The organism is Leisingera aquaemixtae (assembly GCF_019801145.1).
Taxonomy (GTDB): domain Bacteria; phylum Pseudomonadota; class Alphaproteobacteria; order Rhodobacterales; family Rhodobacteraceae; genus Leisingera; species Leisingera aquaemixtae_A.
Genome location: NZ_JAHVJQ010000014.1, coordinates 41935 through 57263, shown reverse-complemented (window position 1 = coordinate 57263; position 15329 = coordinate 41935). Strand labels below are relative to the sequence as shown.

Below are 15329 nucleotides of genomic sequence, written 5' to 3'. Positions count from 1 at the left end.
TGTTGCAGTGATTGTTGAAACCAGAAAGGTAAGGACTTTTCAATGACCTCTACTTATCCTTCAGCAGTACTTTGCAATGTGATTGCCGACCCTTCGGTGCCGGTTGAGACACTGCTTCATGCTGTGCTGGACATTCTGGCCGAACGCGATGGCTTTGCGCCGCTCAGCTGGACCTGCCTGGCAGAGGCGGTGGCAACTTCAACTGATCAGGCCGAACGCCCTGGCTTGCCGCCGCGTGATGCAGTTGCTCAATTTGGCGAGGCTGCCTTCGCCCAAGGATTTGCTATCGATGGCAAGGCTGATGATGGGCTTATCGTAAAGCCCCTGTCTGGAGATCCGGACGCCGAAGCAGTCACCATGCGCGAAATCCACGAAGGCTGGTGGTTGTTTGATCGGCTCTGGGTGGACTCAACAGCCACCGACGCCGGGTTCGTGCAAGGTGTAGGCCAGCTGTGCCAAATGGTGCGCAAGCTGGCGCAGCAGATGCCGCTGCTGGGGGCCGAGGTGCGGCGGCAAACCGAGAGCTACCTGGGGCCGATCCCGCCCCATGCAGACCCGGATCTGGTGATGGCCTGCGTCCAGACCGATGACATCAGCCGCGATTACGCGGATCCCGACGCCTATTGGGAATCCTGGGACGAAGTCCAGTACATTGGCAACGGGCTGGCGCTGGTCACTCGCGGCGAAGGGATCGCCGATGAGACGGAATTCAAGGAGCGGGTGATGAATGCCGCCTTCACAATGGGTCGCGCTGCCTTGCCCGGGCTGACGCAGTACTACCAGGCAGAGCCTTCCAAGGAAGAAGCGGCAATGCTGCAGGCCTTTCCGCGCTATCTGCAGCAGGTCGGCTATGATGCGGCTGCCAAGACGCTCGAATTTACGGCCCTGGTTCCTGAAGATGACCGTCTGACCCCGGCAGATATCTTTACGGTATTGGACTTTCAATGCAATGGCACCGCGTCAGGCGGTGAAGTGGATGAAGTCATCGTGACCTTTCCGAGCCGCTCAATGGCTGAACAAGAAGCTGCTCCATTGCGCGACATTGGAGATGTGCGCATCCAGTATCTGCAACCTGACGGCAGCTGGGCCGCGCTGGAAAACTGAAGGCTTCGAAGTTTGAGAAAGTGTCGCCGCCGGGCCCCCACCTACGTCCTTCATGTGACCGACTAGAAGGGAGTAAAAAATTTGAGTCTCACCTTGCAGCCATCGCCGCGCCGCACAGATTCAGCAAGCGAAAAAGGCCGACTACCGCGCAAAGCCGCCGTATTGGGAAAGATAGATTGCGACTGCAGCGAATGTCCGCTCGGTCCGGCGAAGTGTGAGTTTGGGTTGCTCTTGAATTTGCGCTCGCAGCGAATGGCCGGATCGCGGGCTGCAACCGCAGCATCAGGGTGCTTTTACCAAGGCCGGAAACCGGAAAGGAACTGCACACAATCGCATATGCCTGCCAGCGCGGTGCTGGGACAACGCTCAACTTGGTCTACGGAATACTGTCAGGTGAAACCGCGGCGTGGCGCCGGGACACGCCACCAGGATTGTCGCAAGTTCTGGTATCTCTGACAGATGCTGTCGGTGCCAGATAGCAAATAGCTAAATCAGGATTTGCCGTTTCGAGGGTCCGCTTTGCGGGCCCTTTTCTTTTTCGGACGCAGTGGCTTCGGTGGTAACTCGTGCCAATACTGGTGGAAACTCGCGCCGGACGGAGAATGGGTGATCGCATAAGTATTTGATTTTTAATCAGTAAATTTAGAGTCGGTGGAAACTCGATCAAGATTTCCAGAGTTTATTAATCTTCCACGAGTTCCCACCGTTTCGGCACGAGGTCTCAGCGGGATCTGCATATAGGGCGCCCAGCGGGCGCCTTTTATATTTCTGGATTTGGACGGGAACTGCCCCCAGAGTGTGCCCTTATGGTCCTTGGTCGAGTTTGCAGAAAATCTGTTGGACTGAACTGCTCGACCCGATCGAAAATGGCGCCAGGACCGACCGCTCAGTGCGGGTCGATCACCGGCAGCCTTTAAATAGCATTTGTCTTTGGCCAGCGTACGATAGGCCTTCGTGCCGAAGGGTTGAAAGCGGTAATTTGCCGTAGCAGCAAAACTGATAGCTACGTCCCGCAATACCCGGCCTTCAAGGCGGCAAGAACTCGACGCATGTTTGCGTTAGAAGTGAACTGGCCATTTGGGTAATGCAAGCCGGTGTTTCGGGGTAAATTGGCGTTTCCCGGAAGGGCTGGCTGCATGTCTTTAACCGAGCGAACACGTTAGGTCTGCTCAGTGGTTTCCTTGAACAGGTACTTCTTGATGCGGGCATACCCGTAACCAATGTGGATCCGCTGCACGAAGCCGACAGCCTGAATGTCCTGCTCAGCCAAAGCCGTTTCGAGGTCCACAAGTTCAGCAACCAGGGCATCGGCAACTTCCGGTCCGGCACCGTCCACGACCCTGTGCCACGTGCTGGCGGCCTGGTAATAGGCCTGCGTCCAGAACGAGCGCAGGACTGAGTTTCCGATCAAATCGCTGATGAGAGTGTTGAGCTGATCATTCACGACGACATACTGCCGTGAATCGACTTGCCCGCTGAGCTGATGCGCCTGGGCCAACAGACCGCGGGCGCGCTCGAGATGGCTCCCCTCGATTTGCGCAGGTGCTGTTGCCCCGATCAATCCCGCCAGATGCAGGCGCATGTCATAGACGTGAGTGATCTTCTCCGGCGGCAGTTCCATGACCACATTGCCGACACCGTTGATGGTTTCCACCAGCCCCAGGTGGTTAATCCGGCTGATGGCGTCGCGGACAGGCGTGCGGCTGACGCCGAACTCGTCAGCCAGTTCCGCCTCTTTCAACCGGTCGCCGGGCGTGTAATCCAGAAAGCAGATCCGTTTCAGGATCAGGTGCTGAATATCCTCAACACCCGGTTTGCGGCCGCCCCATCCGGGAGGGGTCATAGATGTCTCACCAGATGCCAAGAAAACTCCCCTTACGGCGCGGCTGCGGTTGCCGGAGTCATATCAAGGCAGCCTGCGGCGCAGAAGGACATAATTTCAGTGATCCCGTAATAGCTGCCCGTATCCGGAAATGCGGTCCTGGATGCCGGCCAGACGCAGAACGTGCCACATCATCACCTGGTTGGAGCAGATCACCGGCTTGCCCAGTTCTTGCTCCAGTTGGCTGGCGATCTCTAATGACCGCAACGCACCGCAGCTGATGAACAGAGCATCGCTGTCTGGCGTGTCTGCCTCTTTGGCAAACTCGGCCAGATACTTGGGGCTGACGCGGATCATGTCACTGTCCTTTTCCAACTGCAGCCCTTGGATCTGCGTCACCTGAAATCCTGCCCTTTTCAGGTATTGGACTTCCTGATCGTTGATCTCGTCCAGGTAGGGCGTGGCAACCGCAACCCGTTTGGCGCCGACAGCGCGCAGCGCCTCAAGGACGGCGGTGATCAGGCTGGTGGCCTTGGCTCGCGGCGCGCCCTTGTTCAGTTCCGCAGCAACCCGGTCTTCTCCGATAACCAGACTGCCGGAAGTGCAGCCATAGCAGATCACATCGAGGCTGCCATCCGGCAGCAGTGTTGAGGCAGCGCGGGCCAGATCCCCGGCATGGCGGCTGAGGCTGTCGACCGTGATGCTGTCCCCGATCCAGGCGCGGGCGAAATGCACTCCAACCCCGTCGGGGCGCAGGAGGAACATGTCGTCCTCAATCGTCTGTTCCGTGGCCAGCAGGACAAAGCCGATTTTGGCCCGGTGGTGGCGGCCTTTATCAAACATTTTCTCTCCGTGACTTGAGGGTGGTGCATGCAGCATGTCAATTTGGAGGCGCAATTTTGGAAAAAATCAAGTATTGACGCAATAGCTGTACACAGCTTAGCAAAATGCAAGGCTGGAGTTTCGATTCGAGCCGCGACTGAAACACGAACAGGGAGGAAACCTTCGTGGGGATCGCAACATTGATAAAAGCGGGTGCCGCGGCGGCTGGCGTTCTGGCTGCCACGCTGCCTGCGGCGCGGGCTGAAGACATCATTCTGGGTCATGTGATGGACACCCAGCACATCTTCCATCAGGTATCCGAACGCTTCTCAGCGCGGCTGGAGGAACTGTCCGGCGGCACGCTGAACGTTGACTACCATCCAGGCGGCGACCTGGGGGATTGGACCTCGATCGTCGAGCAGGTGTCGCAGGGCGCGGTGCAGATGACCATGTCCTGGAACCATTCCGAGCTGGATCCGCGCTGGGATGTGTCGGTGCTGGGCTATGTCGCCAGCGACTGGGAAACCGGGCGCGAGGTCTATGGCCCGGGTTCGGTGATGAACGGGGTCTATGACGGCATCATGAACGATCTGGGCATGGTGCTGCTGGGCACGATCCCGACCGATTTCACCGGCTTTGTGGTGCGCAAGGGCGTTGAGGTGCCCACCAGCTTCCCGGAAGAGGCAGAAGGCTTCAAGATGCGGGTGCCGGGCATGCCAATGGCGATCGAGCGCTACAAGGCAACCGGCTTTGCCCCGGTCCCTATGGCCTTCAGCGAGGTGCATACAGCCCTGCAGACCGGTGCCATCGACGGCCGCGCCTATTCACCGCCGTCCGAGGTGCTGCTGTTCAAGGATGTGGTCAGCGCCTATGTCTTCACCCGCGAGAACTTCGAGCACACTTTCTGGACCGCCAACAAGCGCTGGTTCGACAGCCTGGGCGAAGAGCAGCAGGGCTGGATCCGCACCGCCGCGGATGAAGCGGTGACTTGGGCCTGGGAAAACGCCGAGGCCGAAAGCCCCAATTGGTTTGCCCAGATGAAGGAGGCCGGCATTGAGATTGTCGAGCTGACACCTGAGCAGCTGGAGGCCTACCGCCAGCAAGTGACCGCAGTGGAATACCCCTACATGGAGCAGATCATCGGCGCCGAAGTGATGGGCCAGATCAAGGCTGCCGCGGGCGCCAACTGATCCCCACTTTCCCGTGCCCGGGGGGCTGCCCCGGGCACTGCACCGGCTGAGGAGGACGGCGCATGACCAAAGAACTTTTGCACACAGACAGCCTGGACAACGTCCTGACACCTGAGCCGATCATGCCGGCAGGCAGCGATGCTGCGGCACCGGTTTACCGCGGGCTCGGCGTTTTCTATGCGGCTGAAGACAGGGTTGCCCTGTTGATGCGGGTGATGCTGTTCGGTGCGATGATCTCGCTGGGGCTGTTGATGGCGGCGCAGGTGTTCATGCGGTACGTGATCTCCTCCCCGTTTCTGGGGATCGAGGAACTGGCGCCGATGCTGGCCTTGTGGATCTACTTCATCGGCATGGCCTATTGCACCCGCGAGCGCGATCATATCGAGGGCGGCGTGCTGACCCTGCTGACGCAGAACCGCAAGACCCTGCTGGCGGTGCGCCTGTTCGGCACCCTGGCCTGCCTGGTGACGGTTGCGGTTTTCGCCTGGTTTGCCTGGGACTTTGCCGCCTACAACCTCTCTTTGAACCGCAAGAGCACCTACATGCGGCTGCCCAAGTACATCTGGGATTTCAGCATGGTTTCCGGCTTTGCGCTGATGATCCTCTACCTGGCGCTGCAATTCTTCCTGGAAGCGCGCGCACTGCTGACCGGACAGGGCGGAGACTGACGTCATGACCTTCTTCCTCATTGCCTTTCTGGCCATCATCTTCCTGCTTCTGATCGAGGTTCCGGTTGGCTTTGCCTTCGGCGCCGGGGCGCTTGGCTACGGGCTGATGTCCGGCACCAATATCTCCTTCCATGCCGGCTACGGCTATTCCCAGGTCAGCGCGTTCTCATTGCTGGCAATCCCGCTGTTCATCCTGTCGGGCACACTGATTGGCGCTTCCGGCATCTCCGAGCGGCTTTTGAACTTCGTGAACAGCTTTGTCGGCCGCACCAAGGGGGGCTTGGGAGCGGTGACCGTGCTGACCTGCGCGCTGTTCGGCGCCATCTCCGGCAGTGCCTCAGCCGCCATCGCGGCCATTGGCAAGATCATGGTGCCGCGGATGATCAAGGAGGGCTATCCGCCCGGCCATGCCACAGCTCTTGTCGCGGTCTCCTCAGTGCTGGCGCTGATGATCCCGCCTTCGATCCCGATGATCGTTTTCGCCATTGCAATCCGCGAGTCCGTCGCCAAGTGCTTCCTCGCAACCATGGGCCCAGGCGTGCTGCTGGCGCTGGTCTATTGCGGGCTGAACTTCTTCTTCCTGCGCAACAATCAGACCATCACCACCGCGCCCAAGCTGCCCCTGCGCGAAACCCTGGCCGAGGCCGCAGGCACCGGCAGGAAGGCCAGCTTGGCAATCATCATGCCAGTAATTGTGCTGGGCGGGATCTACAGCGGCATCACCACCCCGACCGAGGCGGGTGCGGTTGCGCTGGTTTACACGCTGATCGTGGGTATTGCGATCTACCGTTCGCTGCCGATGCAGTCACTGTTCAACTCCACGGTCGAAGCCGCCCGGCTGACCGGGGCGATTCTGATGGTGCTGTTCTTCCTGTTCGTGATGAGCCGCGGCATGGTGCTGGCCAAGGTGCCCACCCAGTTCGCCGATCTGCTGCTGACGATTTCCGAGAACAAGATCGTCATCCTGCTGCTGATCAACCTGCTGCTGCTGATCATGGGAATGATCATCGACGATGTGTCCGGCGGCGTGCTGGCAGCCATCATTCTGCTGCCGGTCACTCAGAAAATCGGCCTGGACCCGATCCACTTTGCTGCCATCGTCGGCACCAATCTTGGACTCGGCAATATCTCCCCGCCCTGCGCCCCGCTGCTCTACATGGCCGGCGGTGTAACCCGCCAGCCGCTGTCGGTCTATGTCGGCCCGACGATGAAGTTCCTGCTGCTGGGGCATTTGCCGATGGTCCTGATCGTGACCTTCGTGCCTCCGGTAGCCCTTTTCCTGCCCGGGCTGTTGGGCTGACTTGCCCGCTGTCCGCCACTCAATCCACCTAACAGAAGGAAGTCAGCACATGCTGGAAGAAGCCAAAAAACGCACCCTCGGCCTGCAGGACCGCATGCGTCAGGCGGGTATCGGTAAAGCCGTGTTCACCGATGAAAGCTCGATCGCCTACCTGGCGGGCTTCTGGGGCTATCTCGGGATCGAATTCGGCCGTCCCTCGATGCTGGTGGTCGATGCGCAGGACGCGCCGGTTGTCATCACCCCGCTGATGGAATCCGAGATGGTGGCGGAAATGACCTGGGTCGAGGACGTGCGCACCTGGGAAGACATCGGCCAACGCAGCTGGGGCCGCGCCCTGGCCAATGCCCTGGGCGAGAGCCCCAAGGAGATCTGGATCGAACGCAGCACCATTCCTGCAATCGTGCGCAATCATCTGGATGACACCTATCCCGGCGTGCCGCTCAAGGATATCTCGCCGGTGCTGGGCGCCATGCGCACTATCAAGACACCGTTTGAAATCAGCGTCATGAAAGAAGCCGGCCAGATCGCCGGCGCAATGATGGCAGCGGCGCATGACAGCCTGCGGGAAGGCGCGCGGGAGTATGAATCCGCGCTGGCGGTGATCGAAGCAGGCTCGCGCAAGGCGGCCACCTTCTTGACGGACAAGGGCTGGGACCGTTTCGTTTCGCCGATGATCCACAACCTGCAGATCCTGCAGAGCGGCACCGATGCCTCAATGGTGCATCGCCGCGCCAGCGTCAAAGCCTACGAAAAATTCGATCCGGTCTATTTCTGCTTCTGCAACATGGCGCAGTTCAAGCAGTACAAGCTGGGCTTCGACCGCATGTTCCACATCGGCGATGTGACCGACCAGGCACGTGATGTGCAGGAAGCGGCGATTGAAGCGCAGCAAGCCGCGATTGCTGCCATGCGCCCGGGCGTTTTGGCCGAGGATGTGGCCGCTGCCGCCAACGAAGTCTACCGCACTCGCGGTTACGAGACCGGCTACCGCACCGGCCGTTCCATCGGTGTCGCCTATCTGGAGGCCCCGGAGCTGAAGGAAGGCGACAAGACTGTTCTGCAGCCGGGCATGACCTTTGCGGTCGATGGTGGCATTTCGGTGGACGGCGTGACCGCGGGCCGGATCGGAGACTCGGTTGTGGTGACCGAAACCGGTATCGAATACATCACCAGCTATCCCCGCGAAATCCTGCTGAGCAAGGGCTGAGTCATGACAGGCAACCTGAATATCGCAGTTGCCCAAAGCCCTGCGGACCTTGACGGTCCGCAGGCGCGGCTGGCTTGGTTAGGCAACTGTCTGTCCCGGCTGCAAGGGCTGAACACCGATCTGCTGGTGCTGCCTGAGCTGTTTCTGACCGGATATAACATCGGCAGTCGGGTCTCGGACTGGGCGGAACCGGCGAACGGCCCATCGGCGCAGGTGATTGCGGAACTCGCCCGGGCGCATCAGGTGGCGATCCACTACGGATTTGCGGAGCAATCCGGCGGTGACCTGTTTAACTCGGCCTCTTGCATCGGCAAGGACGGAAACCTGCTGGCAACCCACCGCAAACTGCTGCTGCCTCCTGGCTTTGAAGGTGACCATTTCAGCCCTGGCGAAGCCTACACGCTGTTCGAGCTGGAAGGGTTCAAAGCCGCCACGCTGGTCTGCTATGACGCCGAGTTCCCTGAAACCTTCCGGGCGGTCGCCCAGGCCGGGGCAGAGCTGGTTCTGGTTCCCACAGCCTTGGGCGCTCAGTGGGGTGTTGTGGCAAACACCGTCATTCCCGCGCGGGCGTTCGAAAACGGGGTTTTCACTTGCTACGCAAATTCCTCCGGGCATGAAAACGGCATGGATTATTATGGCGGCAGCTGTGTCATCGCGCCGAACGGGCAGGAGCTGGCAAGAGCCGGGGCGGGCGAGGAGTTGCTGAAGGCAAGCATTGGAAAAGGCGCGGTTCTGGCCGCGCAATCCCGTCTTCCCTATCTTGCAGACCTTAAACGTCTACCTGGTTAGCGCGGCATTTGCTTGATGCTGCCTGTCAATGGAAACGCAGGCGTTTGCCTTGCCGAATAGGATTTCAGGGCATTAGGCGGAGAAGGCCGCTTATTCCTTCGCCGGATACGGTTCATTTCGACGCAGCAAGGCAGTTTCCTCTTCGTGAGACTGCAATTCTCTGGTCAGCCAATCGCGGACCGAGGCTAGACCCGGCAGGCTTTCTTCGGTGCGGAATTGGAGGAAGTACAACGAACTGTTGGACTTCCGCACCAGGCCGACGGGCTTGATCAGGCCGCCGGAGAGCAAAAGGTCCGCGGCGACGATGTCATCTCCCAAGGCGATCCCCTCGCAGGCGATCACCTTGCTGAAAATGGTCTGTGTGGAATGGAAAATGGGGCCATTGCGGATGCCCGGGTGTTGCACGCCAGCAGAGGCAAGCCACTTGGCCCAGCCAGAAGCATCATCTTCGTGAAGCAGCTGGAAGCCGGCCAGGCTGGAAGGATCGGCCATTTGGCACCCCGGCGGCAGCAGGTCCGGGCTGCAGACGGGAAACTCGTAGCCGGTCCGGAGGTAGGCCGACTGATACTCTGGCCAGTCGCCGCGGCCGAAGTGGATGGCTACATCGGCATTGCCCCTGAGATAATCCTCGACGCTGCTGCCGAATGCGACCTCCAGCTGAACCCCCGGAACCGCGGCCTGCAGCGCGCTCAGCCGGGGCCCAAGCCAGCATTCGACAAAACCGGCATTGGCGAACACCTTCAGCTTCTGGTGCTCAGTTTCACCGCGCATAGGCTTGCGGATCAGCCCGGTCACTGCAGCCATTTCATCAAAGGCGGAGGCAATGGTGCCGAAATATGTCCGGCCTGCGTCGGTCAGGACGACTTTCCGGTTGAGCCGCTGAAAGAGCTGAACCCCGAGCCAATCCTCAAGCTTCTGGATCTGATGGCTCACCGACGACGGCGTGACGCAAAGCTCCTCCGCCGCACGCTTGAAGCTGGCGTGGCGGGCGGCGGCCTCGAAGGCGCGCAAGGAGGTTAGAGGAGGCAGATGTCTTTTCATGATCCTTCAGGCACCATTTCAGATGAATCTATTCGATCTGAACGGTTCGATAAACATCGTTTGTTCTATTGCAGCCATTCCGCCACGCTGAAGCCAGCCCCGAAACACAAACAGTCAAAGACGGGCGCTACATGACAGCAGGGAGAACCACCATGTCAGCAAAAACCGGAATCCGGACTCTATACCGGCGGGCGTTGAACACCACTGCGGCGGCGTGTCTTCTGATAGGCGCAGCGGCGTCTCAGGCCAGTGCAGACAGCCAGCAGGTGAATATCACCGCCTGGGCCGAGTATTTCCCCCGCGAGGTGCTCGACAGCTTTGAAGCGGAGACCGGTATTTCCGTTGTCTATGACTATTTTGACTCGCTGGAGCAGCTTGAAACCAAGATGCTGGCCGGCGCCACCAACTATGATGTGGTGTTGCCGTCGGCTCTGGTCGCTAACCGGCTTATGCAAGTCGGTGCGTTGGCCGAACTCGACCAGGAAAAGCTGCCGAACCGGGGCAATCTCGACCCGAAGATCATGGAGTTCCTGTCCCGGCATGATGAGGACAACCGTCACGGCGTGCCGTATCTGTGGGGAACCACCGGCGTCATCTACAATCCTGCCCTGATTGCCGAACGCATGGAAAATGCCCCGGTCGAAAGCCTCCGTATGATCTTCGATCCAGACGTAGTGTCAAAATTCGCCGATTGCGGCGTCGCTATCATCGATTCCCCGGAAGAGATTATGGCGATCGCCTTGAATTATCTGGGCCTGAACCCTTTCACTTCGGACAAAGCGGATTTCGACAAGGCATATGAAATGCTGGCTGAGGTCTGGCCGCACGTGCGCCACTTCAAAACCGCCTCCATCATCAACGACTTGGCCCGGGGCGACCTGTGCCTGGCGCTGGGCTGGAGCGGCGATGCAGGCCTTGCCTATGCCCGTGCGCTTGAAGCCGGCAATGGCGTCGAGATTGCCTACTCCATCCCCCAAGAAGGCACCGAGGTCTTTTTCGACTTCATGTCGGTTCCGGATGATGCCCCGCACCCGGAGAACGCTCATGCCTTCATCAACTACATGATGAAGCCGGATGTCATCGCCAGCGTCACCAATCTTTACTACTACCCGAACGGCAACCAGGCATCGCTCGAATTTGTGGCCCCGGAAATCCGCAACGATCCGAATGTCTATCCCGGGCCGGAACTGATGAGCAAACTGTTCCCGAACCTTCCGCGCGATCAGAAAAGCCTGCGCCTGCTGAACCGCGCCTGGACCCGGTTCAAGACCGGCCGCTAAGCCGCCTCCCACTCAAATTCAGCTGACAGCAAGGAAACAAGCTGCGCCCTCGCGGCCCGGGTGCCCTGTGCCGCGTGCCATCCAAAGGAGAAAACCAGATGACACAGAAGACTGATACCCCCTTCGCCCAAGGCTTCCGTATGCCTGCCCGCTTTGACCGGCACGCCCGAACGCTGCTGACCTGGCCGCCCGCCGAAGAGGCAGTGGGCACCGATGTTGGGGGCTTCCGCAAAGAGACGGAACGCCTTGTTCATGCCATCAGCCGCTACGAACCCGTCACGCTGATCGCCGATCCCAAAGACGCAGCAGATGCACGTAAGCGCTGCGGGGAAGTTGCGGAAATCTTCGAAGCCCCGGTCGATGCTTCATGGATCCGTGACAACGGCCCTATCTTCTTGCGCAACGATGCAGGCGAAGTGGCCGGCGTGCATTTCGGCTTCAACGGCTGGGGCGGCCGGGCTGTCAGCGAAAAGACCCAGGAGATGCCGTCGAAAGTGCTGGAACATCTCGGTATGCCTTGTTTCCGCACTTCTTTCATCGGCGAAGGCGGCGGCATGTCGGTGGACGGCAAAGGCACTCTGATCACCACCGAGCAGAATATGCGCAACGTGAACCGTTACGCCGGAATGAGCCGCAAAACCATTGAACAGAACCTGCATGACTATCTCGGCATTGAAAAAGTGATCTGGCTGCCGCTGGGTCTTTATGAGGATGCCGGCACGGACGGACATGTCGACAATGTGGTTGAATATGTGGCCCCGGGCCGGGTTCTTGCGCAGGTGGTCACTGACAAGGCCAACCCGAATTACGATCTGCTGCGGGAAAACCTTGAAATCCTTAAGAGTGCCCGGGATGCGCAAGGCCGCCAGCTCGAGATCATCGAAATGGATGTACTGCCCTACAGCACTGAACTGCCCGGCCGCCGGCTCGCCACCCCTTATACCAATGCCTATGTCATCAACGGTGCGGTTGTGACACCGGAGGTCGATCCCAAGCTCGACGACCGCGGCTTTACGATCTTGCAGCAGGCCTATCCGGGCCGCGAAATCGTCCCTTGCCGCAGCGAATGGCAAGCTGTGGGCGGCGGCGGTATCGGCTGCGTTACCCAGCAGGTGCCGGCCGGCACGAATGTGGAGGGCTAAGCGATGCGCATGGTTACCGTCGCAGCCACCCAGATGGCCTGCAGCGCGGATGTGAAGAGCAACGTGGAAAACGGCGAGCGCCTGATCCGTGAAGCTGCCGCCAAGGGCGCCAATATCATCCTGCTTCAAGAGCTGTTCGAAGGACACTACTTCTGCCAGGACGAGGACCCGGAGCATTGGAAGCGCGCCCTGCCGGCCAAGGGGCATCCGACACTGGAGCACTTTCAGGGCGTCGCGCGCGAACTCGGCGTGGTGCTGCCTGTCTCCTTCTACGAGAAAGCCGGAAACGCGCGGTTCAACTCGATTGCGATCATTGACGCCGACGGGCGGAACCTCGGCATCTACCGCAAGAGCCATATCCCGCATGGGTTCGGCTACCAGGAGAAGTTCTACTTCTCCCCCGGCGACACTGGCTTCAAGGTCTGGGACACCGCCTACGGCCGCATCGGTGCAGGTATCTGCTGGGACCAGTGGTTTCCGGAACGCGCCCGGTCGATGGCGTTGATGGGGGCGGAAATCCTGTTCTACCCGACCGCCATCGGCTCCGAGCTTGGCAGCGCGCAATGGAACTCCACCGCCCACTGGCAGCGGGTACAGCAGGGCCATGCAGGCGCCAGCCTGGTGCCGCTGGTGGCTTCCAACCGGATTGGAACCGAAGCCGGGCTGAACGGAACTGAAATGACCTTCTACGGGTCTTCTTTCATCGCCAACCAGTACGGCGAGAAGGTGCAGGAAGCGGACCGGGTCAGCGAAACCGTCCTGGTGCATAGCTTCGACCTGGATGAAGTGGCCAGTCACCGCGATTACTGGTGCGTTTTCCGCGACCGGCGGCCGGAGCATTACGGTATCCTGTCAAGCCTGGACGGAATAAACGCCAGCACAGCATCAGGCTGACGCACTTCCTAGTGGCACAGCCAGCAGGCCGCTTCAGCCGACTGGAGCGGCCTGTATGCTTTTCGAGGCCGGGAACCTGGTTGCTACTTTCGATAACCGGGAAAGTTGCACTGAAAACTGAAGGTCCGGTGTTCTATAGTGCAATGCAGAAGGCAACGCGGCCTTGGAAGGCAGCTTCGGGCCGCCATTGAAGGCGGCCCTGATCCTTAGGCTCCCATACTTTCAGTGATCGCCAGAGCATCTTCGAGCTCGAAGCCGAGATAGCGGACAGTGCCATCGATCTTGGTTCGACCAAGCAGGAGCTGAACAGCCCGCAAGTTGCCGGTCTTCCTGCAGATATGCGCAACCTTGGTCTGCCGCATGGAATGTGTGCCGTAGGACGCGGTGTTCAACCCGATGGAACTAACCCTGTCCCGTACGAGGCGGGCGCATTGCCGCGCTGATATGTGCAGACGTTCGTGAAACCGGCCGGGCCAGCGATATTCTGAGCCGACCATCAGCGGTTCGTCCGTTCATCTAGAGAGTAACATGCGCGGGCTTTCCGTGATCTCGAAACGCACGGGCTTCTGTTTCTTGCTTTGGATGATCGAGGCGCGCTCCTTGACGAGGCCGGAGGCATAGACATCAGACGCCTTGACCTTCACCAGGTCACAACCGCGCAGTTTGCTGTCAACGGCGAAGTTGAATAATGCCAAGGCTCTGCGGTTCTCGGCGATCTCGAGGCGAACGCGGATTGCCCAAGAAGCGACAATGAAACCCGACGCCTAACAATCAGCGAGATCAGGTTGCTCTGCGACGGCATCGTGACATAGTGACCGAGGGAATGCCGCCGTAGTCCGGCATGGCACAATCGATGCAGTCATCACAGAGTGGTGCCGTTCCTTTGGAGCTCTCCGGTCCTGTAAGCGGGACAGTGGTCGGGACCAAGATCCCGCCGGATGTGAGGTTTGCAGACAGGGGGGCTGCAGAACGAGAGCTCGCTTCGGGCGCCGATCTTGAGGTCTGCAAACTCTCATATCGCGGGACAAAGCTGCCATAGCCTAAAAGTTACTGAATGTCCGCAATACCACAGTTTTGGCTTTTGCCTTGGAGGAATAGCTTGCTCCTGGCGTTCGTCAGCCCGTTTCAGACAAGCCTATCTGGCCTGGATAGAGGTTCAATAGCGGCCAAAATAACCTTGGGCGCTTTGGGCTGTCAGCCAGTCGATGGCGACCCGTGTTTGCCGGCGCAATTGGTTGCCTTTGCGCACGTCCAGGAAATACCCATGGGTTGGCGTGATGTCTTCGTCAAACAAGCGCACAACTCTGCCTTCGGTTAGATCCTGGTCAATCAGCGGCAGCCATCCAACAATCACACCCTGGCCTTCCGCCGCGCCGCGCAGAAGAACATTGGCGTCCTCAAACACCGGGCCGCGCAAGGTGTCAGGAACCCGCACGCCCATCGCTGAGAACCAGTCCAGCCAGCCCCAATGGTTCCGCTGGTGCAGCAGCGGCAATTGCAGCAGGTCTGCCGGTGATTTCACCGGGCCGAACCGGGTGAGGAAGTCCCTTGACGCAATCGCCACCGGACTTAGTTCCAGCAGTTTGACGGCCCCTTCAGGCATCTCCGACATGCGTTCCCAGCGGATCACGATATCCACGTTTTCCCGGTCTTGCGCGCCCGGCTGATACGTCGGTACCACCTCCAGTCCGGTTCCCGGGTGCTGTTCCCAGAAATCACTGATCCGCGGCATCAGCCAGCGGGCCGTGAAAATGGGGCCGGCGGCAATACGCACGGTCCTGCGGGAGGTGCGCCTGAGCGCGCGGACCGCATCATCGAGCATGCCAAAGGCCTGAACCGCCGTTTCGGCCAGCCGCTGCCCGTCTTCCGTCAGAACCACATCGCGCCCGGAGCGTTTGAACAGCTTGGTGCCGAGCTGCTCCTCGAGGCCGCGGATATGGTGGCTGATCGCGGTGGGGGTCACGGAGAGGTTCTCAGCTGCGGCGCGGAAGCTGCCCGTTTTGGCGGCGGCTTCGAAGGCGCGCAGGGCGGAGAGAGACGGCAGCATGCGGAGTCCATAGATGAGTACAG

13 protein-coding genes and 1 pseudogene are annotated in these 15329 nt (G+C 59.8%); 9 read left to right on the top strand and 5 right to left on the bottom strand.

Translation table 11 applies throughout. The annotated features are described in order from the left end of the window. Positions 1-42 precede the first annotated feature (42 nt). On the top strand, positions 43-1104 hold the full coding sequence (locus KUW17_RS21585; RefSeq protein ID WP_222482378.1) for a hypothetical protein: 1062 nt from the start codon (positions 43-45) through the stop codon (positions 1102-1104). 1159 nt (positions 1105-2263) lie between these two features. Here the strand turns inward: KUW17_RS21585 and KUW17_RS21580 are convergent. Beyond that, a complete protein-coding gene (locus KUW17_RS21580; protein ID WP_261397345.1) occupies positions 2264-2947 on the bottom strand; it encodes a GntR family transcriptional regulator in 684 nt (227 codons plus the stop codon). A gap of 96 nt (positions 2948-3043) precedes the next feature. Continuing rightward, on the bottom strand, positions 3044-3769 hold the full coding sequence (locus KUW17_RS21575) for an arylmalonate decarboxylase (protein ID WP_222482376.1): 726 nt from the start codon (positions 3767-3769) through the stop codon (positions 3044-3046). 164 nt (positions 3770-3933) lie between these two features. On the opposite strand from KUW17_RS21575, the gene dctP reads away from it, so the two are divergent. From dctP to KUW17_RS21550, 5 genes are all read left to right on the top strand, one after another. Beyond that, on the top strand, positions 3934-4938 hold the full coding sequence (gene dctP / locus KUW17_RS21570; protein ID WP_222482375.1) for a TRAP transporter substrate-binding protein DctP: 1005 nt from the start codon (positions 3934-3936) through the stop codon (positions 4936-4938). Positions 4939-5000: 62 nt separating this feature from the next. Beyond that, on the top strand, positions 5001-5606 hold the full coding sequence (locus KUW17_RS21565) for a TRAP transporter small permease (RefSeq protein WP_222482374.1): 606 nt from the start codon (positions 5001-5003) through the stop codon (positions 5604-5606). Between the two features lie 4 nt (positions 5607-5610). Beyond that, complete coding sequence (locus tag KUW17_RS21560; protein ID WP_222482373.1) at positions 5611-6906, top strand: TRAP transporter large permease; 1296 nt, start codon at positions 5611-5613, stop codon at positions 6904-6906. 49 nt (positions 6907-6955) lie between these two features. Next, complete coding sequence (locus KUW17_RS21555) at positions 6956-8113, top strand: M24 family metallopeptidase (RefSeq protein ID WP_222482372.1); 1158 nt, start codon at positions 6956-6958, stop codon at positions 8111-8113. Between the two features lie 3 nt (positions 8114-8116). Beyond that, positions 8117-8902, top strand: a complete 786-nt coding sequence (locus KUW17_RS21550; RefSeq protein ID WP_222482371.1) for a carbon-nitrogen hydrolase family protein — start codon at positions 8117-8119, stop codon at positions 8900-8902. A 90-nt stretch (positions 8903-8992) separates the two neighbouring features. On the opposite strand, the gene KUW17_RS21545 is transcribed toward KUW17_RS21550, so the two are convergent. Further along, positions 8993-9913: a LysR family transcriptional regulator gene (locus KUW17_RS21545; protein ID WP_261397344.1), complete on the bottom strand. Its 921-nt coding sequence runs from the start codon at positions 9911-9913 to the stop codon at positions 8993-8995. Between the two features lie 182 nt (positions 9914-10095). Here KUW17_RS21545 and KUW17_RS21540 point away from each other — a divergent pair, with 182 nt between their 5' ends. The 3 genes from KUW17_RS21540 (at position 10096) to aguB (ending at position 13259) form a co-directional block, all read left to right on the top strand. Continuing rightward, entirely contained in the window at positions 10096-11223 is a 1128-nt protein-coding gene (locus KUW17_RS21540; protein ID WP_222482369.1) for an extracellular solute-binding protein, read from the top strand. 98 nt (positions 11224-11321) lie between these two features. Next, positions 11322-12365: an agmatine/peptidylarginine deiminase gene (locus tag KUW17_RS21535; RefSeq protein WP_222482368.1), complete on the top strand. Its 1044-nt coding sequence runs from the start codon at positions 11322-11324 to the stop codon at positions 12363-12365. A gap of 3 nt (positions 12366-12368) precedes the next feature. Further along, on the top strand, positions 12369-13259 hold the full coding sequence (gene aguB / locus KUW17_RS21530; RefSeq protein WP_222482367.1) for an N-carbamoylputrescine amidase: 891 nt from the start codon (positions 12369-12371) through the stop codon (positions 13257-13259). A 206-nt stretch (positions 13260-13465) separates the two neighbouring features. Here the strand turns inward: aguB and KUW17_RS21525 are convergent. Together KUW17_RS21525 and KUW17_RS21520 are read right to left on the bottom strand one after the other, a co-directional pair. Continuing rightward, positions 13466-14011, bottom strand: a pseudogene (locus KUW17_RS21525) (tyrosine-type recombinase/integrase). A gap of 404 nt (positions 14012-14415) precedes the next feature. After that, the gene (locus KUW17_RS21520; protein ID WP_222482366.1) at positions 14416-15306 is read right to left on the bottom strand and encodes a LysR substrate-binding domain-containing protein; all 891 of its coding nucleotides are present in this window, start codon (positions 15304-15306) and stop codon (positions 14416-14418) included. Positions 15307-15329 lie beyond the last annotated feature (23 nt).

Excerpts from the sequence above, each read along its gene's own strand:
- KUW17_RS21585 (WP_222482378.1), top strand. The coding sequence starts at position 43 with ATGACCTCTACTTATCCTTCAGCAGTACTTTGCAATGTGATTGCCGAC.
- KUW17_RS21580 (WP_261397345.1), bottom strand. The coding sequence starts at position 2,947 with ATGACCCCTCCCGGATGGGGCGGCCGCAAACCGGGTGTTGAGGATATT.
- KUW17_RS21575 (WP_222482376.1), bottom strand. The coding sequence starts at position 3,769 with ATGTTTGATAAAGGCCGCCACCACCGGGCCAAAATCGGCTTTGTCCTG.
- KUW17_RS21565 (WP_222482374.1), top strand. The coding sequence starts at position 5,001 with ATGACCAAAGAACTTTTGCACACAGACAGCCTGGACAACGTCCTGACA.
- KUW17_RS21560 (WP_222482373.1), top strand. The coding sequence starts at position 5,611 with ATGACCTTCTTCCTCATTGCCTTTCTGGCCATCATCTTCCTGCTTCTG.
- KUW17_RS21555 (WP_222482372.1), top strand. The coding sequence starts at position 6,956 with ATGCTGGAAGAAGCCAAAAAACGCACCCTCGGCCTGCAGGACCGCATG.
- KUW17_RS21550 (WP_222482371.1), top strand. The coding sequence starts at position 8,117 with ATGACAGGCAACCTGAATATCGCAGTTGCCCAAAGCCCTGCGGACCTT.
- KUW17_RS21540 (WP_222482369.1), top strand. The coding sequence starts at position 10,096 with ATGTCAGCAAAAACCGGAATCCGGACTCTATACCGGCGGGCGTTGAAC.
- KUW17_RS21535 (WP_222482368.1), top strand. The coding sequence starts at position 11,322 with ATGACACAGAAGACTGATACCCCCTTCGCCCAAGGCTTCCGTATGCCT.
- aguB (WP_222482367.1), top strand. The coding sequence starts at position 12,369 with ATGCGCATGGTTACCGTCGCAGCCACCCAGATGGCCTGCAGCGCGGAT.
- KUW17_RS21520 (WP_222482366.1), bottom strand. The coding sequence starts at position 15,306 with ATGCTGCCGTCTCTCTCCGCCCTGCGCGCCTTCGAAGCCGCCGCCAAA.